Here is a 16279-nt window from a genome sequence, read left to right on the forward strand (position 1 = left end):
ATTCATTTAAGACGCCTATTTTGATTAATTGTTCAGATAGAATGGGCGGCCGTACTTAATCGCGTTGTCAGAACCATCCAGTTCTTTGACAGCAGTGTCTTCACGCTGGTTGGTCGCAAAGCCTTGAATACCGAAGTTAACGCTGAAGTTATTTTCGTATTCAGGTGATGCCCCGGTGCTGCCGATAGCTTGGTCTTCCCAACCAAGCAATTGGTTTGAGTAAGTGACGCCAATGTACCAACAGTCAGATTGGTAACGTAGGCTCGCTAACCATTCTAGGTCCGCATTTTCATTGAGGTCGTAGTAGTATTGACCACTCGCAGACCAGTTCGGGTTGAACTCGTAGGCCGCTACAATACCTGCTTGAGAAATACCTTTACGAGTAATTGTGTCTAGGTTTTCGAGAATGATCGTATCTTCGATGTATTCACGCGTAACGTAGCGATAGTTACCCTGAATAAAGCCGCCGTTGAATTGGTATTCCAAGGTACTGTTTGCCAACTGCATGGAGCTCAAATCAATATCGTATTGAATTCCACCGTGATAGAACAAGTAATCGTTGTAGTTGAAATCAGCTTCAATTGCCCATGATGAGTAATTGGTTGTCTCATCCGGAAGATTTGGGCTGTTGCTCAGTTTGGTCTTTTTATCGAAGTAGTAAATCTGACCAAATGAAACGTTAAGACGCTCTTTATAGTCATCATCAAAGAAGCGAGTACTCGCACCGTAGCTTAACTGGTTCGCCGAGGCGATTTTATCAATGCCACTGTACTTACGACTGCGGAATAGCCCGTAGTAGTCGGTTTGTAGCAAGGTGGTATCGTAGTTGTAGATGTTGGTTTGATCTTCTTCAGGTACGTACAAGTACTGCAGCTGAGGCTCCAGTGTTTGTGTGTAGCCCTTGATCCAGCTTGTATCTCGCTCTAAGTAAAGTTGCGCATGCGTACGGAACTCAGGAATAACACGAGAAACTTCATCATCCAACTGGTTTTGCAAGTTTACATCTGTCAAACCCGTTAAGTCTTGAGAGTAATACGTAGAGAGCACACGCGCTTCTGTTGTCCACGTTGCCCATGAGTTTGAGAGTGGTAATGTAAGCCCTGGTTCAATGTGAACACGGGTCGCATTTGGTCGCGCAGCATCGCTCGTATCGAAGCGGCTGACTTGGCTCTTCACGTCAAAGTTAAGGTAGTCTCCCCACAACGGCGTGTAGTAGTTCAAGTCTAACTGAGGAAGCAGGCGATAAGGGCGGTTCTCTTCTTTCAATAAGATTTGGAAGTCACGAACGGTTAACGAGGCATCCCAGAAGTCAGAACGATATTGTACTTGTCCTTCTTGAACCAGTTGACCATCTTCACGGTTACCAATGTCGGAGTCGAGATCGAGGAAGTAATCAATATCACTCACTTTTGAGTAATCGACTTTGACTATCCACTGTTTATTGATGATACCGTCGTGTTTAACTTGGTAGCCCCAACGAGACTCGTCCTGATATTTGCGATCACTATTGAGGTATTCGCCTTTGATTTCTCCATTTCCCCAACCATCTGTTAGGTAGCGGAAGTCAGTATCGAGTTTTGTACCACGTTGCTGCATATAGAGCGTGGTGAGTGTCATGTCATATTGAGGCGCGATGTTCCAATAGAATGGCACCTCGACTTCCATACCATCACTAGAACCGTACGATAAAGAAGGGAAGAGGAAACCCGTTTTACGCGTATCTCCAATTGGCATGGTTAGATACGGCACATAGAAAACAGGCACATCTAACACTTCAAATCGAGGATGGTGCAGCGTCGCTGTCTCTTCATCTTGGTCAACATCGATGCCTGACGCAACCAATCGCCATGAATTATCGCCTTGAGGGCACGATGTGATAGAGCCATCTTCGAGTTCATAAACCGACTGACCTGTGCGAGCGATATAGGCTGCAGTGCCTCGGCCTTGTTGGCAAAGGAACTGATAATCGGTGTTCTCAAGTGAAAACGTATCTTGATTAATGTCGTTAGTAACACGATCAGATCGAGCTTTGACTTGGCCGTCATTGAAAGTCACGTTGCCTTCGGCAACCACGACGTTGTCTTGTTGGTGCAGCGTTACGCTATCTGCGGTAATTTTCTTCTGGCCTTGGGTGACTTGTACATTACCTGAGTACTGAGCTTTGTCACCATTGATGGCTTGCAGGGTGTCAGCTTCTACCACTACTGGGGTATTAAGAGCGTCCTCCTCGCCACTTGTATCGACCAAACATTGATCTGTGGCGGGCATTTCCTGCACACTATCATGGATATTCGCTTCAGCTTGAGTGGTGGGTACAAACAAGGCGGTGCTGATAGAGGCCGCTAAAAATGTGCGGGAGAAATGTTGCATTGAATTGAACTTTCCTGTGTCACTACTACTCGATGGCTATAGGGCTTGTTGTACCCTAGCGTAATAGCCAAATGAATCAACTATAGTCGCATTTATCCCAGCGTATTGATTCACTGTGGCATAATGACGACAAAATAGCTGCAAAGATAAGCAGGCGAAATGGCCTAGCCGAAATAAAACTAATTCCATTATCATAAAGGAAATCGTTGCATCCGGCACTATAAGACCGCCGTCGTCGATAAAAATTCATTGATAGAGAACACATAATGCATATTTTTGGCAAAATTCTGGGTGCCTTTTTTGGCTTGTTACTTGGCGGGCCGCTAGGTTTACTCTTTGGCTTATTTATTGGCCATCAATTCGATAAAGCACGTCGCTTGAGTCAAGCCGGGTTCTCTACTGGCGGCTTTGGAAAAGGGCCAAGTCAAGCTCAACGCCAGGAAGAGTTTTTTAAAGCGGCGTTTGCGGTAATGGGACATGTGGCAAAAGCGAAAGGCCAAGTCACCAAAGAGGAAATCCAACTGGCTTCTGCCATGATGGACCGCATGAATTTGCATGGCGAACAGCGTCGCGCAGCGCAAGACGCGTTTCGTGAAGGTAAAGACAGCGACTTTCCGTTAGAAGATGTTCTTGTTCGTGTGAAAATTTCGACAGCTGGTCGCTTTGACTTGTTGCAATTTTTCTTAGAGCTGCAAATCTCGGCGGCCTTTGCAGATGGCTCAATCCACCCGAGTGAACGAAATGTACTACACAAAATTGCACGTGGTTTGGGTTTCTCTTCTGAGCAATTAGAGCGTCGTTTGCAAATGCAAGAAGCCGCATTTCGTTTCCAAAGCCAGGGCGGTTTTCATGGTCAGCATCAAGGCCAATCTTCTGGTGGTAGCTGGCAACAAGCTTCACAAGCAGATCAACTGGCTGACGCGTACAAAATTCTGGATGTGTCTTCAGATGCAGACAGTAAAACCGTTAAGCGTGCTTATCGTAAACTGATGAACGAGCATCACCCGGACAAATTGATGGCTAAAGGCTTACCACCAGAGATGATGAACGTCGCGAAAGAGAAATCTCAAGAGATTCAAAACGCTTACGATCTTATTAAGAAGGTTAAAGGCTTTAAGTAGTCGGACGTTTTCTATCAAACATTTGGATGTAAAAAAGGGCACTCAGTGCCCTTTTTTTTCATGTCTTAGTCTTTGAGTTGCCGGTGTCTTTAGCTTTTGGCCTATTATGTCCCTAATGCTAATTGACCTCACATCCCCCAGTTTAGTTGGCTTGATTCAAGTCCCAATCGTATTCGTATTTCACTTTGCCAGAGAAGTTTTTGTATTGCGGTGCGTACTTTGCGATGTGTTTGAAGATTTGTTTTTCTCCACCAAAGTCCGTTGCAAACCAATCATAAATAGAAGACAGCTGTGCCGTGTTACCTTGGATAGATACGCCTTTGCTGCTGTTGATAAATGTTTTGGCGGCACTATCCAGTAGAGCTTGCGTGTTGTCAGCAGTGAATGCTTGAGATTGCAGATTAGGGCATCCTAGGCTGGCACAGTTAACCGCGTAATGCGTTCTTGGGTCATTCCAAATTGGACGCAAAATTCGATGTTCAATATCGTTTAAAGTTAGATCCTTCCCATTGACCACGACCACATCGTCTCCCCAAGGACCAAAGCTAAATAAACCACCTAGCTTGGTGATTGATTCGACTGGATAGTTATCCAAAATAAGATCTACCGTGATGGCGTTGTAAAGGTTTACCCAATAGGCATATTGCTCTGCTTGGTTGTATTGTAGAGGGTCTAGTTTTGCCAAACGCTGGATGTATTGTTTCAGCTTAGTTTTATCGACAGAGGAGACTTGGCTATAACGAAACAAGGTATTCTCGCCTTGTTCAACTAAATAAGTATCGAGCAGTTGTTGCCATTCTTGATGAGAAATTTGGGTTTGGTTGGCTTGATTCGATTGTTTCCAATATGGCCATAAGTCGGATTTAGGCGCGGACAATGTCGAGAAAGAAACCAGAGCACACAACAGCAATAACAGACGCTTCATAGAGATACCTTTGAATGAGATATTGTTGATAGTGTAGACCAGTTTAGTGCTTGTTTTCTTTCAGTAATCAGTGGCCTTTATTCGCTGTCATTCCGAGGAGCATAAGCGATATCAGGAATCTAATACCCACAAACTCTTGAGTAAAGACAGTATGAATCTGTACAGTGCGCTCTGGTAGTCGATCCTGAATCACGCTCCTTCGTCGCTGTTCAGGATGACGAATTTCAACAGAGGCGTTCGGTATTCTGTAAGCAAAGCGATATGAGATCAGTCACCCAAAACAAATCAAGGGCCGACAATTGCCAGCCCTTGATTTGTGTATTTACTAACGCGTCTTAACGCAAGAAGCTTGGAATATTCGCTTCGTACTCAGCAATCTTATCTTCGTGTTGAAGGGTTAGGCCAATGTTGTCCAAACCGTTTAGCAAGCAATGACGACGGAACGAATCGATTTCAAAACCATATTCTTTGCCGTTGGCACGAACGACATTCGCTTCTAGGTCGACCTCGACTTCTGCACCTTCATTTGCCTCAACAAACTGGAAGATTTCATCCACTTCTTGTTCAGTCAAACGAACTGGCACCATTTGGTTGTTGATCGAGTTGCCGTAAAAAATATCGGCAAAGCTTGGTGCGATCATCGCTTTGATGCCGTAATCCGCTAGTGCCCACGGTGCGTGCTCACGAGATGAGCCACAGCCGAAGTTTTCACGAGCCAGCAAGATAGACGCGCCTTGGTAGCGAGGTGCGTTCATCACGAACTCTGGATTTGGCTGTTCGCCAGCATCGTCTAGGAAGCGCCAGTCATGGAATAGGTGCTTACCAAACCCTAGGCGGGAGACCTTTTGTAGGAACTGCTTTGGAATGATGGCATCAGTATCAACGTTCGCTGCATCTAGAGGAACAACTAAGCCTGTGTGTTGTTTAAAGCCTGACATTGGTTTGCTCCTTAGTCTAGTTCACGAATATCTACAAAGTGACCAGCAATTGCTGCTGCCGCTGCCATCGCAGGGCTCACTAGGTGGGTACGGCCATCACGACCTTGGCGGCCTTCAAAGTTACGGTTTGAAGTAGACGCACAACGTTCATGTGGGCCCAAACGGTCATTGTTCATTGCTAGACACATCGAGCAACCTGGTAGGCGCCACTCAAAGCCCGCTTCTTTAAAGATAACGTCCAAGCCTTCCGCTTCTGCTTGCGCTTTTACTTGCTCAGAGCCAGGAACGATCAGCGCTTGAACGTGAGGCGCGACTTTGCGACCTTTCGCTACTTCAGCGGCTGCGCGCATGTCTTCGATACGTGAGTTAGTACAAGAACCAACGAAGACTTTATCGACGTTGTAATCAGACAATGACTTGCCCGCTTCTAGACCCATGTAAGCCAATGCTTTTTCTGCCGAGGCTTTTTCTACTGGGTCCGCAAAGCTCTCTGGTGCTGGGATCGGCTGGTCTACCGCGATTACTTGACCTGGGTTTGTGCCCCAAGTGACTTGTGGTTTGATGTCTGCACCGTTCAGCGTTACTACGGCATCAAACTGAGCATCATCGTCAGTTTTTAACGTCTTCCAGTATTCTACTGCTGCATCAAAGTCCGCACCTTGAGGGGAGAATTTACGGCCTTTAATGTATTCGAATGTGGTTTCATCTGGTGCAATCAAACCGGCTTTTGCACCTAACTCAATCGCCATATTACATACGGTCATACGACCTTCCATTGAAAGGTCAGTGATCGCTTCACCACAGAATTCAACTACGTAACCGGTACCGCCTGCTGCTGTGGTTTCACCGATGATTGCTAGCACAATGTCTTTCGCAGTAATGCCCGGAGCTACTTTGCCTTTCACTTCGATCTTCATCGTTTTAGCGCGCGCTTGTTTTAGCGTTTGAGTCGCTAATACGTGCTCAACTTCAGATGTACCAATACCAAAAGCTAGCGAGCCGAATGCACCGTGTGTAGCAGTGTGTGAGTCACCACAAACAATGGTCATGCCCGGTAGGGTAATACCAAGCTCTGGGCCCATAACATGCACAATACCTTGGTATTTGTGGTTGATGTCGTAAAGCGTAACGCCAAACTCTTCACAGTTTTTCGATAGCGTTTCCATCTGGATACGAGCCATCTCACCCGATGCGTTGATGTCTTTGGTGGTTGTCGAAACGTTGTGGTCCATGGTGGCAAAAGTTTTGCTGACCTGACGCACTTTACGACCTTTTTCACGCAAGCCGTCAAATGCTTGCGGAGACGTCACTTCATGTACCAAGTGACGGTCGATGTACAAGATTGGGTTTTCCCCTTCTGCTGCGACGGCAACGTGTGCGTCGTAGACTTTTTCGTATAATGTTTTGCCCATTGTTTGCTTCCTTTCCTCGTTATCCTTGTTGCTTTGTTTTAGCACCAATGACTTAGAGGTAAGTCATTGGTGGATAGAGGATTTAGTATTTATTATGAATCTGTTTTGTATTAAGAGTTTAAGATGTACTCAGCGATCTTATCGCCCATCTCAGACGTCGAAAGTGCAGGGTTGTCACCAGCAAGGTCACCCGTTAGCTCACCCGCTGATAGTGCTTTTGAAACTGCCGTTTCGATGTCTTGTGCCGCTGTTTCCTCACCTAGGCTATAACGCAGCATCAGTGCAGCAGATAGGATTTGTGCCACAGGGTTAGCGATGTTCTTACCTGCGATATCTGGTGCACTGCCGCCTGCTGGCTCGTACAGACCGAATTTGCTTTCGTTTAGACTTGCTGATGGCAACATACCCATAGAGCCTGTGATCATCGCGCATTCATCAGAAATGATGTCGCCGAAGATGTTTGAACACAGCATTACGTCGAACTGAGCAGGGTCTTTGATAAGCTGCATAGTCGCGTTATCAATGTACATGTGTGACAACTCGACATCTGGGTAATCTTTTGCGATTTCTTCGACTACTTCACGCCATAAGATAGAGCTTTGTAGAACGTTCGCTTTGTCGATAGAGCACACTTTCTTGCGACGTAGACGAGCAGATTCAAAAGCGATTTTTGCAATACGTTCGATCTCAAAGCGGTGGTACACCTCAGTGTCGAACGCTTTCTCTGTTGCGCCTTCACCTTCACGACCTTTCGGTTGGCCGAAGTAGATACCACCCGTCAGTTCACGGACTACCACGATGTCAAAGCCGCGACCCGAGATGTCTGCACGTAACGGTGAGAAAGCTTCAAGACCTGAGTGAATTTGTGCTGGGCGTAGGTTACAGAACAGTTGGAAGTGTTTACGTAGCGGCAGTAGGGCACCGCGTTCAGGTTGGTCATTTGGTGGTAAGTGCTCCCACTTAGGGCCGCCAACCGAGCCGAATAAGACTGCATCAGACTCTTCACATGCTTTTATTGTGCTCTCTGGAAGTGGACAACCGTGATTGTCGATCGCGATACCACCTACATCATGCTCGTCACGCTCAAACGCAATACCATGTTTCTTTTCGATTGCATCCAATACTTTATGTGCCTGCGCCATTACTTCCGGGCCAATGCCGTCACCGGGTAGGACGGCAATTTTGTACGATTTGTCTGTCATGTTAATCCTTTAAGTTTTCTAATTTTGAGCTTAATTATTTCAACGAGCGTGTTCTTTCCTGAGCCGTGTAGCCCGGTTGTTATTACACAGTCGCAATCTTTTTCTGCTTCATTTCTTCGATTTTATCTGCACGATGAATGCTGTTAATAACGTGCAATAATGCTTGGCCGGAAGCCTCAACGATGTCGGTGGAAACACCCGTACCGTGGTATTTGCGACCTTTGTAGTTGGCAATGATGTCTGCTTGACCCAAACCATCTTCACCTTCACCTTTCGCGGTTAGGTCGAATTTATCCAGAACGATGTCGTAGCCTGTCACGCGGTAGATACATTGGTATAGCGCATCAACTGGGCCATTACCGACCGCTGCTTCACACATTTCTTCATCACCGCATTGCATTTTGATGCTGGTGGTAGCCATTACGCTGCCAGACTGCACGCTTAGGTAGCTCAATTTGTAGAAGTCATCTTCTTCACGCAAGTTCGAGAAGTGCATTAGGGCTTCTAGGTCGTAATCGAACACTTGGCCTTTGCGATCAGCAAGTTTCAAGAAATCCGCATACAGCGCGTCTAGGTTGTACTCGTCTTCGTTGTAACCCATGGTATCCATATGGCTCTTCACGGCAGCGCGACCGCTGCGGCTGGTTAGGTTCAGAGCTTGGTTTTTTAGGCCAATAGACTCAGGGGTCATGATTTCGTAGGTATTCTTATTCTTCAACATGCCATCTTGGTGGATGCCTGAAGAGTGGCTAAACGCATTTGCACCCACAATTGCTTTGTTGCTTTGAATAGGCATATTGCATAGCTGGCTAACCAACTTACTGGTGCGGTGAATTTCATCATGCTTAATGCCAGTGTGAACGCCCAAAAACTCTTGACGAGTCTTGATGATCATTGCGATCTCTTCAAGTGAACAGTTACCCGCTCGCTCTCCAATGCCATTGATCGTGCCTTCTATCTGACGTGCGCCAGCTTGAACGGCGGCAATAGAGTTGGCAACTGACATCCCCAAATCGTCGTGACAGTGAACGGAGATGATCGCTTTATCAATGTTCGGAACGCGGTTAAATAGGGTTTCAATAATCCCACCAAACTCACTTGGTACGGTGTAGCCAACGGTATCTGGAATGTTGATTGTACTCGCACCTGCATTGATGGCGGCTTCTACCATGCGACATAGGTTGTCGATTGGAGTACGACCAGCATCTTCACAAGAAAACTCGACATCATCAGTGTAGTTACGTGCATGTTTAACGGCGTTGACTGCCATTTCTAGTACATCGTCGTAGCTGCGGCGTAGTTTGTCTTCTACGTGAATGGTGGAAGTGGCTAAAAACGTGTGAATACGGAATTGGTCAGCCACTTTTAATGCTTCAGCGGCAGCATCAATGTCTTTCGCAACGGCACGCGAAAGGGCACAAACTCGACTGTTTTTTATGTTTTTTGCGATGGTTTGTACAGACTCGAAATCACCTGGTGAAGAGATTGGGAAGCCAGCTTCGATAACATCAACGCCGAGTCTTTCCAGCGCATAGGCAATCTGCAGTTTTTCTTTAACCGTCAAGCTTGCTGACAACGCTTGCTCGCCATCACGCAATGTGGTGTCGAATATAATGACCTGATCGTTCATGTTTGCTTCCTTCCTGATTTCTGCACTTTTGCGCAAGTGAATCGTTTACTTCCAGTATTTAGATATAAAAAAACCCGCATTCTCATGCGGGTTCTTAGAAATTGGTGTGGTTATTTTTCTTCCACAGCCTACCCGCGCGAACTGGTCACGATCAGGAGGAGGCTAAGCAGGATAGAAAAATGAGCTGACATAGTTGTTAAGCTTTCCACAAAATTAAGTTAACAAATTAGTACCGCACTCCATGAAGCGCGTCAACCCTAAAGTCGATTTTTTATTCATATCGGATGAGTCTTTTCGTTTGCTTGAAAAAAATGATGCACTAAGTGAAACGACATGATGCGATAGAAACGTGCTAGAAGAAGTAAGTTCTCATCAAGTTTGCGACGTTTCATTACCAAAACAAGCATCGGGATTGCGACTTGTCACACAAAGGTCCGAATTGTTTGGCAAAAGTTTTGAATGACCATTTATAGTAGTGCAGTTGCACTAGGTAAAAGAAATAAGGGTTAGGGAAAGAATGAGGTTAACAAAACAATTTGGACGTTCAGCCATAGTATTTACTCTGGTCAGCTTGTCGGGTTGTCAGCTGTTTCAATCGCAGACCTATGTGGAAGTGGCTTCCCCCGTTGTTATGAATGATCACTCGCAGAGCGTCATGGTTATCAATGATCAAATGGATCGATTTTTGAGTTATGAGGGACGCGAATCGTTCTTGAATCAGATGCTTGTTGCCCTTGAGTCTGACAGCCGAAATAAGTTTAAAGGTAAAGATCCGGAAACGTATTCTTGGTGGAAGATCCGCGTTCAACCTAGTGAGAAACAGCAAGCGGAAGTTTTCCGACCAACCACTGAAGGTGTCGATACTTCAAACCCAGTAGAGTTTATGGATGTTTCTTACCGCTCTAAGACCACATTAAACCTACGCTCCAAACCGAGTCTTGAAGGGGAAAAGCTTGGCGTATTATCGAAAGGGGAAGTCTTTAATGTGCTAGCAAAAGTAGTTGATCAACCTTGGTTTCTCGTTGAACAGAAAGGAGTGATAAAAGGTTATGTCCATAAGGATTATGCGCGCAGCAATGTGATAAATCGTGACATTTTATCTACACAGCCTAACCCTTTACTAGAGCCTAACTCGAGTAAAACGGAGCAAACGAGTATAGAGCATGAACTGTCGGGAAACTATACTTGCCGCTCACTGAGCTATGAGCTTACAAAAGATGGCGACATGACGACAGGCTCTTTGCGCGCCTGCCGCAAGAAGAGAAAAGTCTGGTATATAGACACCCCTCAACCGCAACCATCAAACCCTTCTTAATGTTCTATTTTTATGGTTATGCCCAATAGATAAATCGTTGGGCACACCTTAATTTGGCCTTTGTCATTAATTGTCCAAACTCCCGTCATGCTGTTGTCACCTAAACCTCCTACTTTTCACACAAAGGCGTTGTCAAAGTAAGGAAAGGTCACATGCGAACCATAGAGACAATTACACAGCCAATTGCAACCATTGCTAAGTTTGATTTAGCGCTCTCTAGTGTTTGTCTTAAGCACCGTTTTAATCAACAAGTCGCCAATATCAGCAAAGGAGTCTCCCACAGTGGTGACGGGCATCTTTACTTGGTGTTGGGTTTATTAGCTTGGTATTTAGATAAGGAGCAAGGAGTCTGGTTTTTACTGGCGGGTTTACTTGCTTTTGCTATCGAGCTACCAATTTATTGGACGCTGAAAAATAGTTTTAAGCGTCGTCGCCCTGAAGAGCTTAATGCACTCCTTCCTGCTTTTATTACACCCTCTGATCGCTACAGTCTTCCTTCAGGACACACTGCCGCTGCGTTTGTCATGGCGACGCTGATTGACCATTTCTATCCGAGCCTAGGCGTTGCTGCATTCTTTTGGGCAAGTTTAATCGGAACCGCGCGAATCTTATTGGGTGTGCACTTTTTTACCGATGTCATCATTGGTGCACTGCTTGGCAGTCTTTGTGGTGGATTAGCGATTGCGATGTTGGGAGGCTAATTGATGAAAATCTTGTACGGTGTTCAAGGGACAGGAAACGGACATATTGCACGCGCAAGGGCGATGAGTCATGCGTTTAAAGAGCACGATGTTGAGGTCGACTTTTTGTTTTCTGGGCGAGCGCCGGAAAAATACTTTTCAATGGAAGCATTTGGCGATTACCAGACTCGCCGAGGCTTCACCTTTATTACCGAAAAAGGCTCTGTAAACTACGCGAAAACAGCATTGAATAACAATTTGGTGCAGTTTTTCAAAGAAGTTAAGCAACTCGATCTGTCGTCCTACGATCTTATCATTAATGATTTCGAACCTGTGACTGCGTGGGCAGCGAGACAACAAAATAAGCCTTCTATTGGTATCAGCCACCAAAATGCTTTCCGTTATCCGGTGCCACTAAAGGGAGCAAGTTGGTTAGATAAATCCGTCATTGAATACTTTGCGCCTTCTCAACACCACCTTGGTTTGCATTGGCATCATTTTGATCAACCTTTGTTACCACCGATAGTGCATACCGTCGATAGCCAAGCAGAAAACGACGACTTCGTGTTGGTGTATCTACCGTTCGAATCGATTGAAGATATCTCGGATTTATTGTTCCACTTTAATCAGCAAGCGTTTATCTGTTATCACCCGGATGTGATCGAATGTGAGCAGGTGGAAAACATAGAACTGCGCCCTTTATGCCACAGCAACTTCCAGCATCATTTGCATCGCTGTAGTGGTGTCATTGCTAATGGTGGGTTTGAGCTTCCTTCAGAAGCCTTGTCTTTGGGGAAAAAATTGTTACTAAAGCCACTCGCGGGTCAATTCGAGCAGCAGAGCAATGTTGCGACCTTAGAAGATTTAGGGCTTGCGATGTCGATGGAGAGCTTAGACATTTCCGCAGTACGCCAGTGGCTGAAGGAGCAACAAGCCGAAAGTGTGAAATACCCAGATGTTGCTCAGGCTATTGTTCATTGGGTATTGCAAGGTGCATGGGATTCAAAAGCAGAGTTATCCAGACAGCTGTGGGAGCAGGTTGATTTTCCAAGTTACGTGTCGAACATTTAAGTACGTTGTTCAGTACATTGTTCCTTCCATTTTTGACACGATTTTGTTGCAGCCTTTCTGTTTGGAAGGCTGCATTTTTATTCTTCCTCTCTCATTTCTATTCAGTGTGTATTTGCTGATAATTTGACTGATAAGTGCAAAATTCAATCAGAGATATAGCTGTCATCTGTTGTTCTTATTCCAACTAATAACTGAGCTAAATGCATGCTTGTGTTGACCGCCTGTCCTATCAATTTGCTAAATACGTCCTCAAAGAATGCATTTTTACGTGTTTTATAGTTTTTTATGTTTTTATCAAGTCTTTGTTATTTAACAAATAAATACCTAATTGGCTAAAATTTACTGATTAAATATCAATCTAGTTGCGAAACCGCAATCGATTAGTTGATAGTACAGTTCGAGCCGGAAGTATCCGGACGATAAATATAATAAAAAGTTAGGTTATCTATTCGTAAAATGATTCGAATCCAGCCGCCGTCTTTTGTGCGAGATGGGATTCTATTCGTTATGAATTTAATGAACAAAGTTGACGATTACAAAAGAGGCGCACTCAATGTTAGAGAAGAAAGACGCGATGAGCGCAATTGCTAGCTACCGTATGGAAAGCACTTTGCGTGGTGTAGATTTAAACCTACTGACTGTATTTGATGCTGTAATGCAAGAGCAAAATATTACTCGTGCAGCACATAACCTAGGCATGTCTCAGCCGGCGGTAAGTAACGCCGTGGCACGCTTAAAAGTGATGTTTAACGACGAGCTATTCATGCGCCAAGGCCGTGGTATTCAGCCTACGCAACGAGCACGTCAACTGTTTGGCCCTATTCGCCAAGCACTACAGCTGATTCGTAATGAACTTCCTAGCTCTGTATTCCAACCAGAATCTTCGACTCGCTTATTCAAGCTTGCGATTTGCAGCCCTTGCGACATGCGTTTTGCTCCGAAGATCATGGCAAAAGTGAATCAACAAGCACCAAACGTTCAGCTTCACCTAGATGCAGAATTTGACCGTTTGTTGTCTGAGCGTATGCGCTACCAAGAAATTGATTTCGTGATCGACTACGCTCGTTTTGATGAGCAAGGTTTCTCAAGTACTGAAATCTTCAAAGATGAATTAGTGGTTATCGCATCAAAAACACACCCACGCATTCAAGGTGGTGTGACGGCTGAGCAACTGCTTAACGAAAAGCATGCGAAGTTATCGAAAGTGCATGGCCAACGTAGTTTCTCAGAGCAAGCGTACCGTGAACTGGATTGCCAAGCGGCGTATGAAGGTTCTAGTTTAAGCAACCTACTATACGTGGTGGGTCAATCTGAGCTTGTGACTATTGCACCACGTTGGATGGCGGAAAATGCGGTAAACAGCGATCAACTGCAAATTCTTGATTTCCCATTTGCGAACAAAGAAATCAGCGGCTTCTTAAGCTGGCATGAATCAAGTGAAAAAGATAAAGGCCACATTTGGCTACGCGATCAACTGATGATCACTTGTGGTGAAGTCGTTGCCGCAAAATAAGATGACGTTTGGTCTTCTCGATTAGACCATATTGGTAATCATCAATTTTTACAATTCATTGGTCCCCGAGCGATTTTTGTCTCTCGGGGCTTTTTGTTTTCGTAATCAACAATCGAAACAGTAAGTTAAATAGAGTAATCATTCAGCAATTTGAGGTACGTTCGCGACGTATAAGTGATAGTTGTCTCTTATTAGTGATAAGTTTGATACTGGTCAGTTGCGTTTTAGCAAGCCGTGAGTACACTTGTTCGCTCAATTAGCTTACGCCTGTAAGCCAAAAGGTAAGTAAAAGAATGGCCAAGTTAGATTTTCATATCGTTAAACGTATTCGTGAACAAATTGCGAACGGTGGTACACGCGTTGCACTCAAGCATAAAGTGGGTGAGGAGTGGCAAGGTATTACGTGGACGCAATTTGGTCAGCAAGTTGATGCTTTATCACTTGCACTTTTGGCTCAGGGATTAGGAGTCCAAGATAAGATCGGCATTTTCTCGAACAACATGCCGCAATGGACGATCGCTGATATCGCAGCACTGCAATTACGCAGCGTGACAGTACCTATTTACCCAACCAATACTGCCGCCCAGTCGGCGTACATCATTAACAATGCAGACGTCAAAGTTCTGTTTGTTGGTGAACAGCCTCAATTTGATGCAGCAGTGAGCATTTTCGACCAGTGCGAACAGTTAGAGCTCATTGTTGCGATGTCTGATGATATAGAACTTGGCGATCATGATTTCGTTATCTCTTGGCAAGCATTTGTTGCCAAAGGCGACGCTACATATCAAGTTGAATTGGACGCGCGTTTAGATCAGGCAAAAGAAGATGATCTACTCACGCTGATCTACACCTCGGGTACAACAGGCCAGCCAAAAGGCGTTATGTTGGACTACGCAAACATTGCGGCGCAATTGGAAGGGCACGATCAGCGCTTGAGCCTTTCTCAAAGTGACGTGTCATTATGTTTCCTTCCGTTGTCACACGTATTTGAGCGCGCTTGGACCTTTTATGTATTGTACAAAGGGGCGACCAACTGCTATTTGCAAGACACCATGCAAGTACGTGATGCACTGAGCCAGGTGCGACCTACCGTGATGTGTGCCGTACCGCGTTTCTATGAGAAGATCTTCTCTGCGATTCATGAGAAAGTGTCTCGCGCGCCGATTCATCGTAAGATCATGTTTACTTGGGCAGTCAACATGGGCGCAAAAATGGCCGCTTGTCATCAAGAAAAACGTCAGCCATCGCTCTTGCTGCGTAAGTCATACGCTTTGGCGGATAAGTTGGTTCTGAGCAAACTGCGTGCGCTACTTGGCGGGCAAATCAACTTTATGCCTTGTGGTGGTGCAAAGCTGGATGAAACCATCGGTCGATTCTTCCATGCGATTGGTATCAACGTTAAGTTGGGCTACGGCATGACTGAAACCACGGCGACAGTATCGTGTTGGGATGATAAATGTTTTAACCCCGACTCTATTGGTATGTCGATGCCTGGCGCACAGGTTAAGATCGGCGAAAACAACGAGATTCTGGTTCGTGGTCCAATGGTGATGCGTGGCTATTACAAAATGCCAGAAGAGACGGAAAAGACCTTTGATGAGCACGGTTTCCTAAAAACGGGCGACGCTGGTTACATTGATGAAAATGGCAACTTGTTCATCACCGATCGTATCAAAGAGTTGATGAAAACTTCAGGTGGTAAATACATCGCTCCACAAATGATTGAAGGTGCGATTGGTAAAGACCACTTCATCGAGCAAATCGCAGTCATTGCGGATACTCGTAAGTTTGTTTCTGCGCTTATCGTGCCTTGTTATGACTCGCTAGAAGAGTACGCGAAAGAGCTGAATATCAAATATCACGATCGCGTTGAGTTGATTAAGCACCACCAGGTGGTCGAAATGCTTGAGAAGCGTGTGAACGATCTTCAAAAAGAGTTGGCAAAGTTTGAACAAGTGAAGAAGTTTAAATTGTTACCAAGAGCTTTCTCTATGGATGATGGTGAGTTAACGCCAACTCAAAAACTTCGTCGTAAAGTCATCAATGACAAATACCAAGATGAAATTGAAGAAATGTATAAGGAAAAGTCCGATAAAAAGTAA

12 protein-coding genes are annotated in these 16279 nt (G+C 45.2%); 6 read left to right on the top strand and 6 right to left on the bottom strand.

What is annotated here, in order from left to right; translation table 11 throughout:
- Positions 1-24: 24 nt before the first annotated feature.
- A complete protein-coding gene (lptD, locus tag MTF70_RS13830) occupies positions 25-2370 on the bottom strand; it encodes an LPS assembly protein LptD (protein WP_005379673.1) in 2346 nt (781 codons plus the stop codon).
- A 266-nt stretch (positions 2371-2636) separates the two neighbouring features.
- On the opposite strand from lptD, the gene djlA reads away from it, so the two are divergent.
- Complete coding sequence (gene djlA / locus MTF70_RS13835) at positions 2637-3491, top strand: co-chaperone DjlA (protein ID WP_005383076.1); 855 nt, start codon at positions 2637-2639, stop codon at positions 3489-3491.
- Positions 3492-3633: 142 nt separating this feature from the next.
- Here the strand turns inward: djlA and MTF70_RS13840 are convergent, their stop codons facing one another.
- The 5 genes from MTF70_RS13840 to leuA all read right to left on the bottom strand — a co-directional run bounded on the left by MTF70_RS13840 (position 3634) and on the right by leuA (position 9598).
- Positions 3634-4416, bottom strand: coding sequence for a DUF547 domain-containing protein (locus tag MTF70_RS13840; protein ID WP_005383074.1), 783 nt, complete (start codon positions 4414-4416; stop codon positions 3634-3636).
- A 335-nt stretch (positions 4417-4751) separates the two neighbouring features.
- On the bottom strand, positions 4752-5354 hold the full coding sequence (gene leuD, locus MTF70_RS13845) for a 3-isopropylmalate dehydratase small subunit (protein WP_005383071.1): 603 nt from the start codon (positions 5352-5354) through the stop codon (positions 4752-4754).
- An 11-nt stretch (positions 5355-5365) separates the two neighbouring features.
- A complete protein-coding gene (gene leuC, locus MTF70_RS13850; RefSeq protein WP_025768372.1) occupies positions 5366-6766 on the bottom strand; it encodes a 3-isopropylmalate dehydratase large subunit in 1401 nt (466 codons plus the stop codon).
- A 110-nt stretch (positions 6767-6876) separates the two neighbouring features.
- Positions 6877-7968, bottom strand: a complete 1092-nt coding sequence (leuB, locus tag MTF70_RS13855) for a 3-isopropylmalate dehydrogenase (protein WP_005383068.1) — start codon at positions 7966-7968, stop codon at positions 6877-6879.
- Between the two features lie 82 nt (positions 7969-8050).
- Positions 8051-9598: a 2-isopropylmalate synthase gene (leuA, locus tag MTF70_RS13860; protein WP_005379685.1), complete on the bottom strand. Its 1548-nt coding sequence runs from the start codon at positions 9596-9598 to the stop codon at positions 8051-8053.
- A gap of 517 nt (positions 9599-10115) precedes the next feature.
- On the opposite strand from leuA, the gene MTF70_RS13865 reads away from it, so the two are divergent.
- From MTF70_RS13865 to MTF70_RS13885, 5 genes are all read left to right on the top strand, one after another.
- Complete coding sequence (locus tag MTF70_RS13865) at positions 10116-10913, top strand: SH3 domain-containing protein (protein WP_205461429.1); 798 nt, start codon at positions 10116-10118, stop codon at positions 10911-10913.
- A gap of 152 nt (positions 10914-11065) precedes the next feature.
- Positions 11066-11614: a phosphatase PAP2 family protein gene (locus MTF70_RS13870; RefSeq protein WP_033906038.1), complete on the top strand. Its 549-nt coding sequence runs from the start codon at positions 11066-11068 to the stop codon at positions 11612-11614.
- Between the two features lie 3 nt (positions 11615-11617).
- Positions 11618-12664, top strand: coding sequence for an MJ1255/VC2487 family glycosyltransferase (locus MTF70_RS13875; RefSeq protein WP_005379691.1), 1047 nt, complete (start codon positions 11618-11620; stop codon positions 12662-12664).
- Between the two features lie 553 nt (positions 12665-13217).
- Complete coding sequence (gene calR / locus MTF70_RS13880) at positions 13218-14177, top strand: LysR family transcriptional regulator CalR (RefSeq protein ID WP_005379693.1); 960 nt, start codon at positions 13218-13220, stop codon at positions 14175-14177.
- Between the two features lie 293 nt (positions 14178-14470).
- Positions 14471-16279, top strand: a complete 1809-nt coding sequence (locus MTF70_RS13885) for a long-chain fatty acid--CoA ligase (protein WP_005379694.1) — start codon at positions 14471-14473, stop codon at positions 16277-16279.

The organism is Vibrio sp. 2CM40D, from assembly GCF_023161825.1.
Taxonomy (GTDB): Bacteria; Pseudomonadota; Gammaproteobacteria; order Enterobacterales; family Vibrionaceae; genus Vibrio; species Vibrio alginolyticus.

Coding starts and splice junctions, on each gene's coding strand:
- lptD (WP_005379673.1), bottom strand. CDS start 2,370: ATGCAACATTTCTCCCGCACATTTTTAGCGGCCTCTATCAGCACCGCC.
- djlA (WP_005383076.1), top strand. CDS start 2,637: ATGCATATTTTTGGCAAAATTCTGGGTGCCTTTTTTGGCTTGTTACTT.
- MTF70_RS13840 (WP_005383074.1), bottom strand. CDS start 4,416: ATGAAGCGTCTGTTATTGCTGTTGTGTGCTCTGGTTTCTTTCTCGACA.
- leuD (WP_005383071.1), bottom strand. CDS start 5,354: ATGTCAGGCTTTAAACAACACACAGGCTTAGTTGTTCCTCTAGATGCA.
- leuC (WP_025768372.1), bottom strand. CDS start 6,766: ATGGGCAAAACATTATACGAAAAAGTCTACGACGCACACGTTGCCGTC.
- leuB (WP_005383068.1), bottom strand. CDS start 7,968: ATGACAGACAAATCGTACAAAATTGCCGTCCTACCCGGTGACGGCATT.
- leuA (WP_005379685.1), bottom strand. CDS start 9,598: ATGAACGATCAGGTCATTATATTCGACACCACATTGCGTGATGGCGAG.
- MTF70_RS13865 (WP_205461429.1), top strand. CDS start 10,116: ATGAGGTTAACAAAACAATTTGGACGTTCAGCCATAGTATTTACTCTG.
- MTF70_RS13870 (WP_033906038.1), top strand. CDS start 11,066: ATGCGAACCATAGAGACAATTACACAGCCAATTGCAACCATTGCTAAG.
- MTF70_RS13875 (WP_005379691.1), top strand. CDS start 11,618: ATGAAAATCTTGTACGGTGTTCAAGGGACAGGAAACGGACATATTGCA.
- calR (WP_005379693.1), top strand. CDS start 13,218: ATGTTAGAGAAGAAAGACGCGATGAGCGCAATTGCTAGCTACCGTATG.
- MTF70_RS13885 (WP_005379694.1), top strand. CDS start 14,471: ATGGCCAAGTTAGATTTTCATATCGTTAAACGTATTCGTGAACAAATT.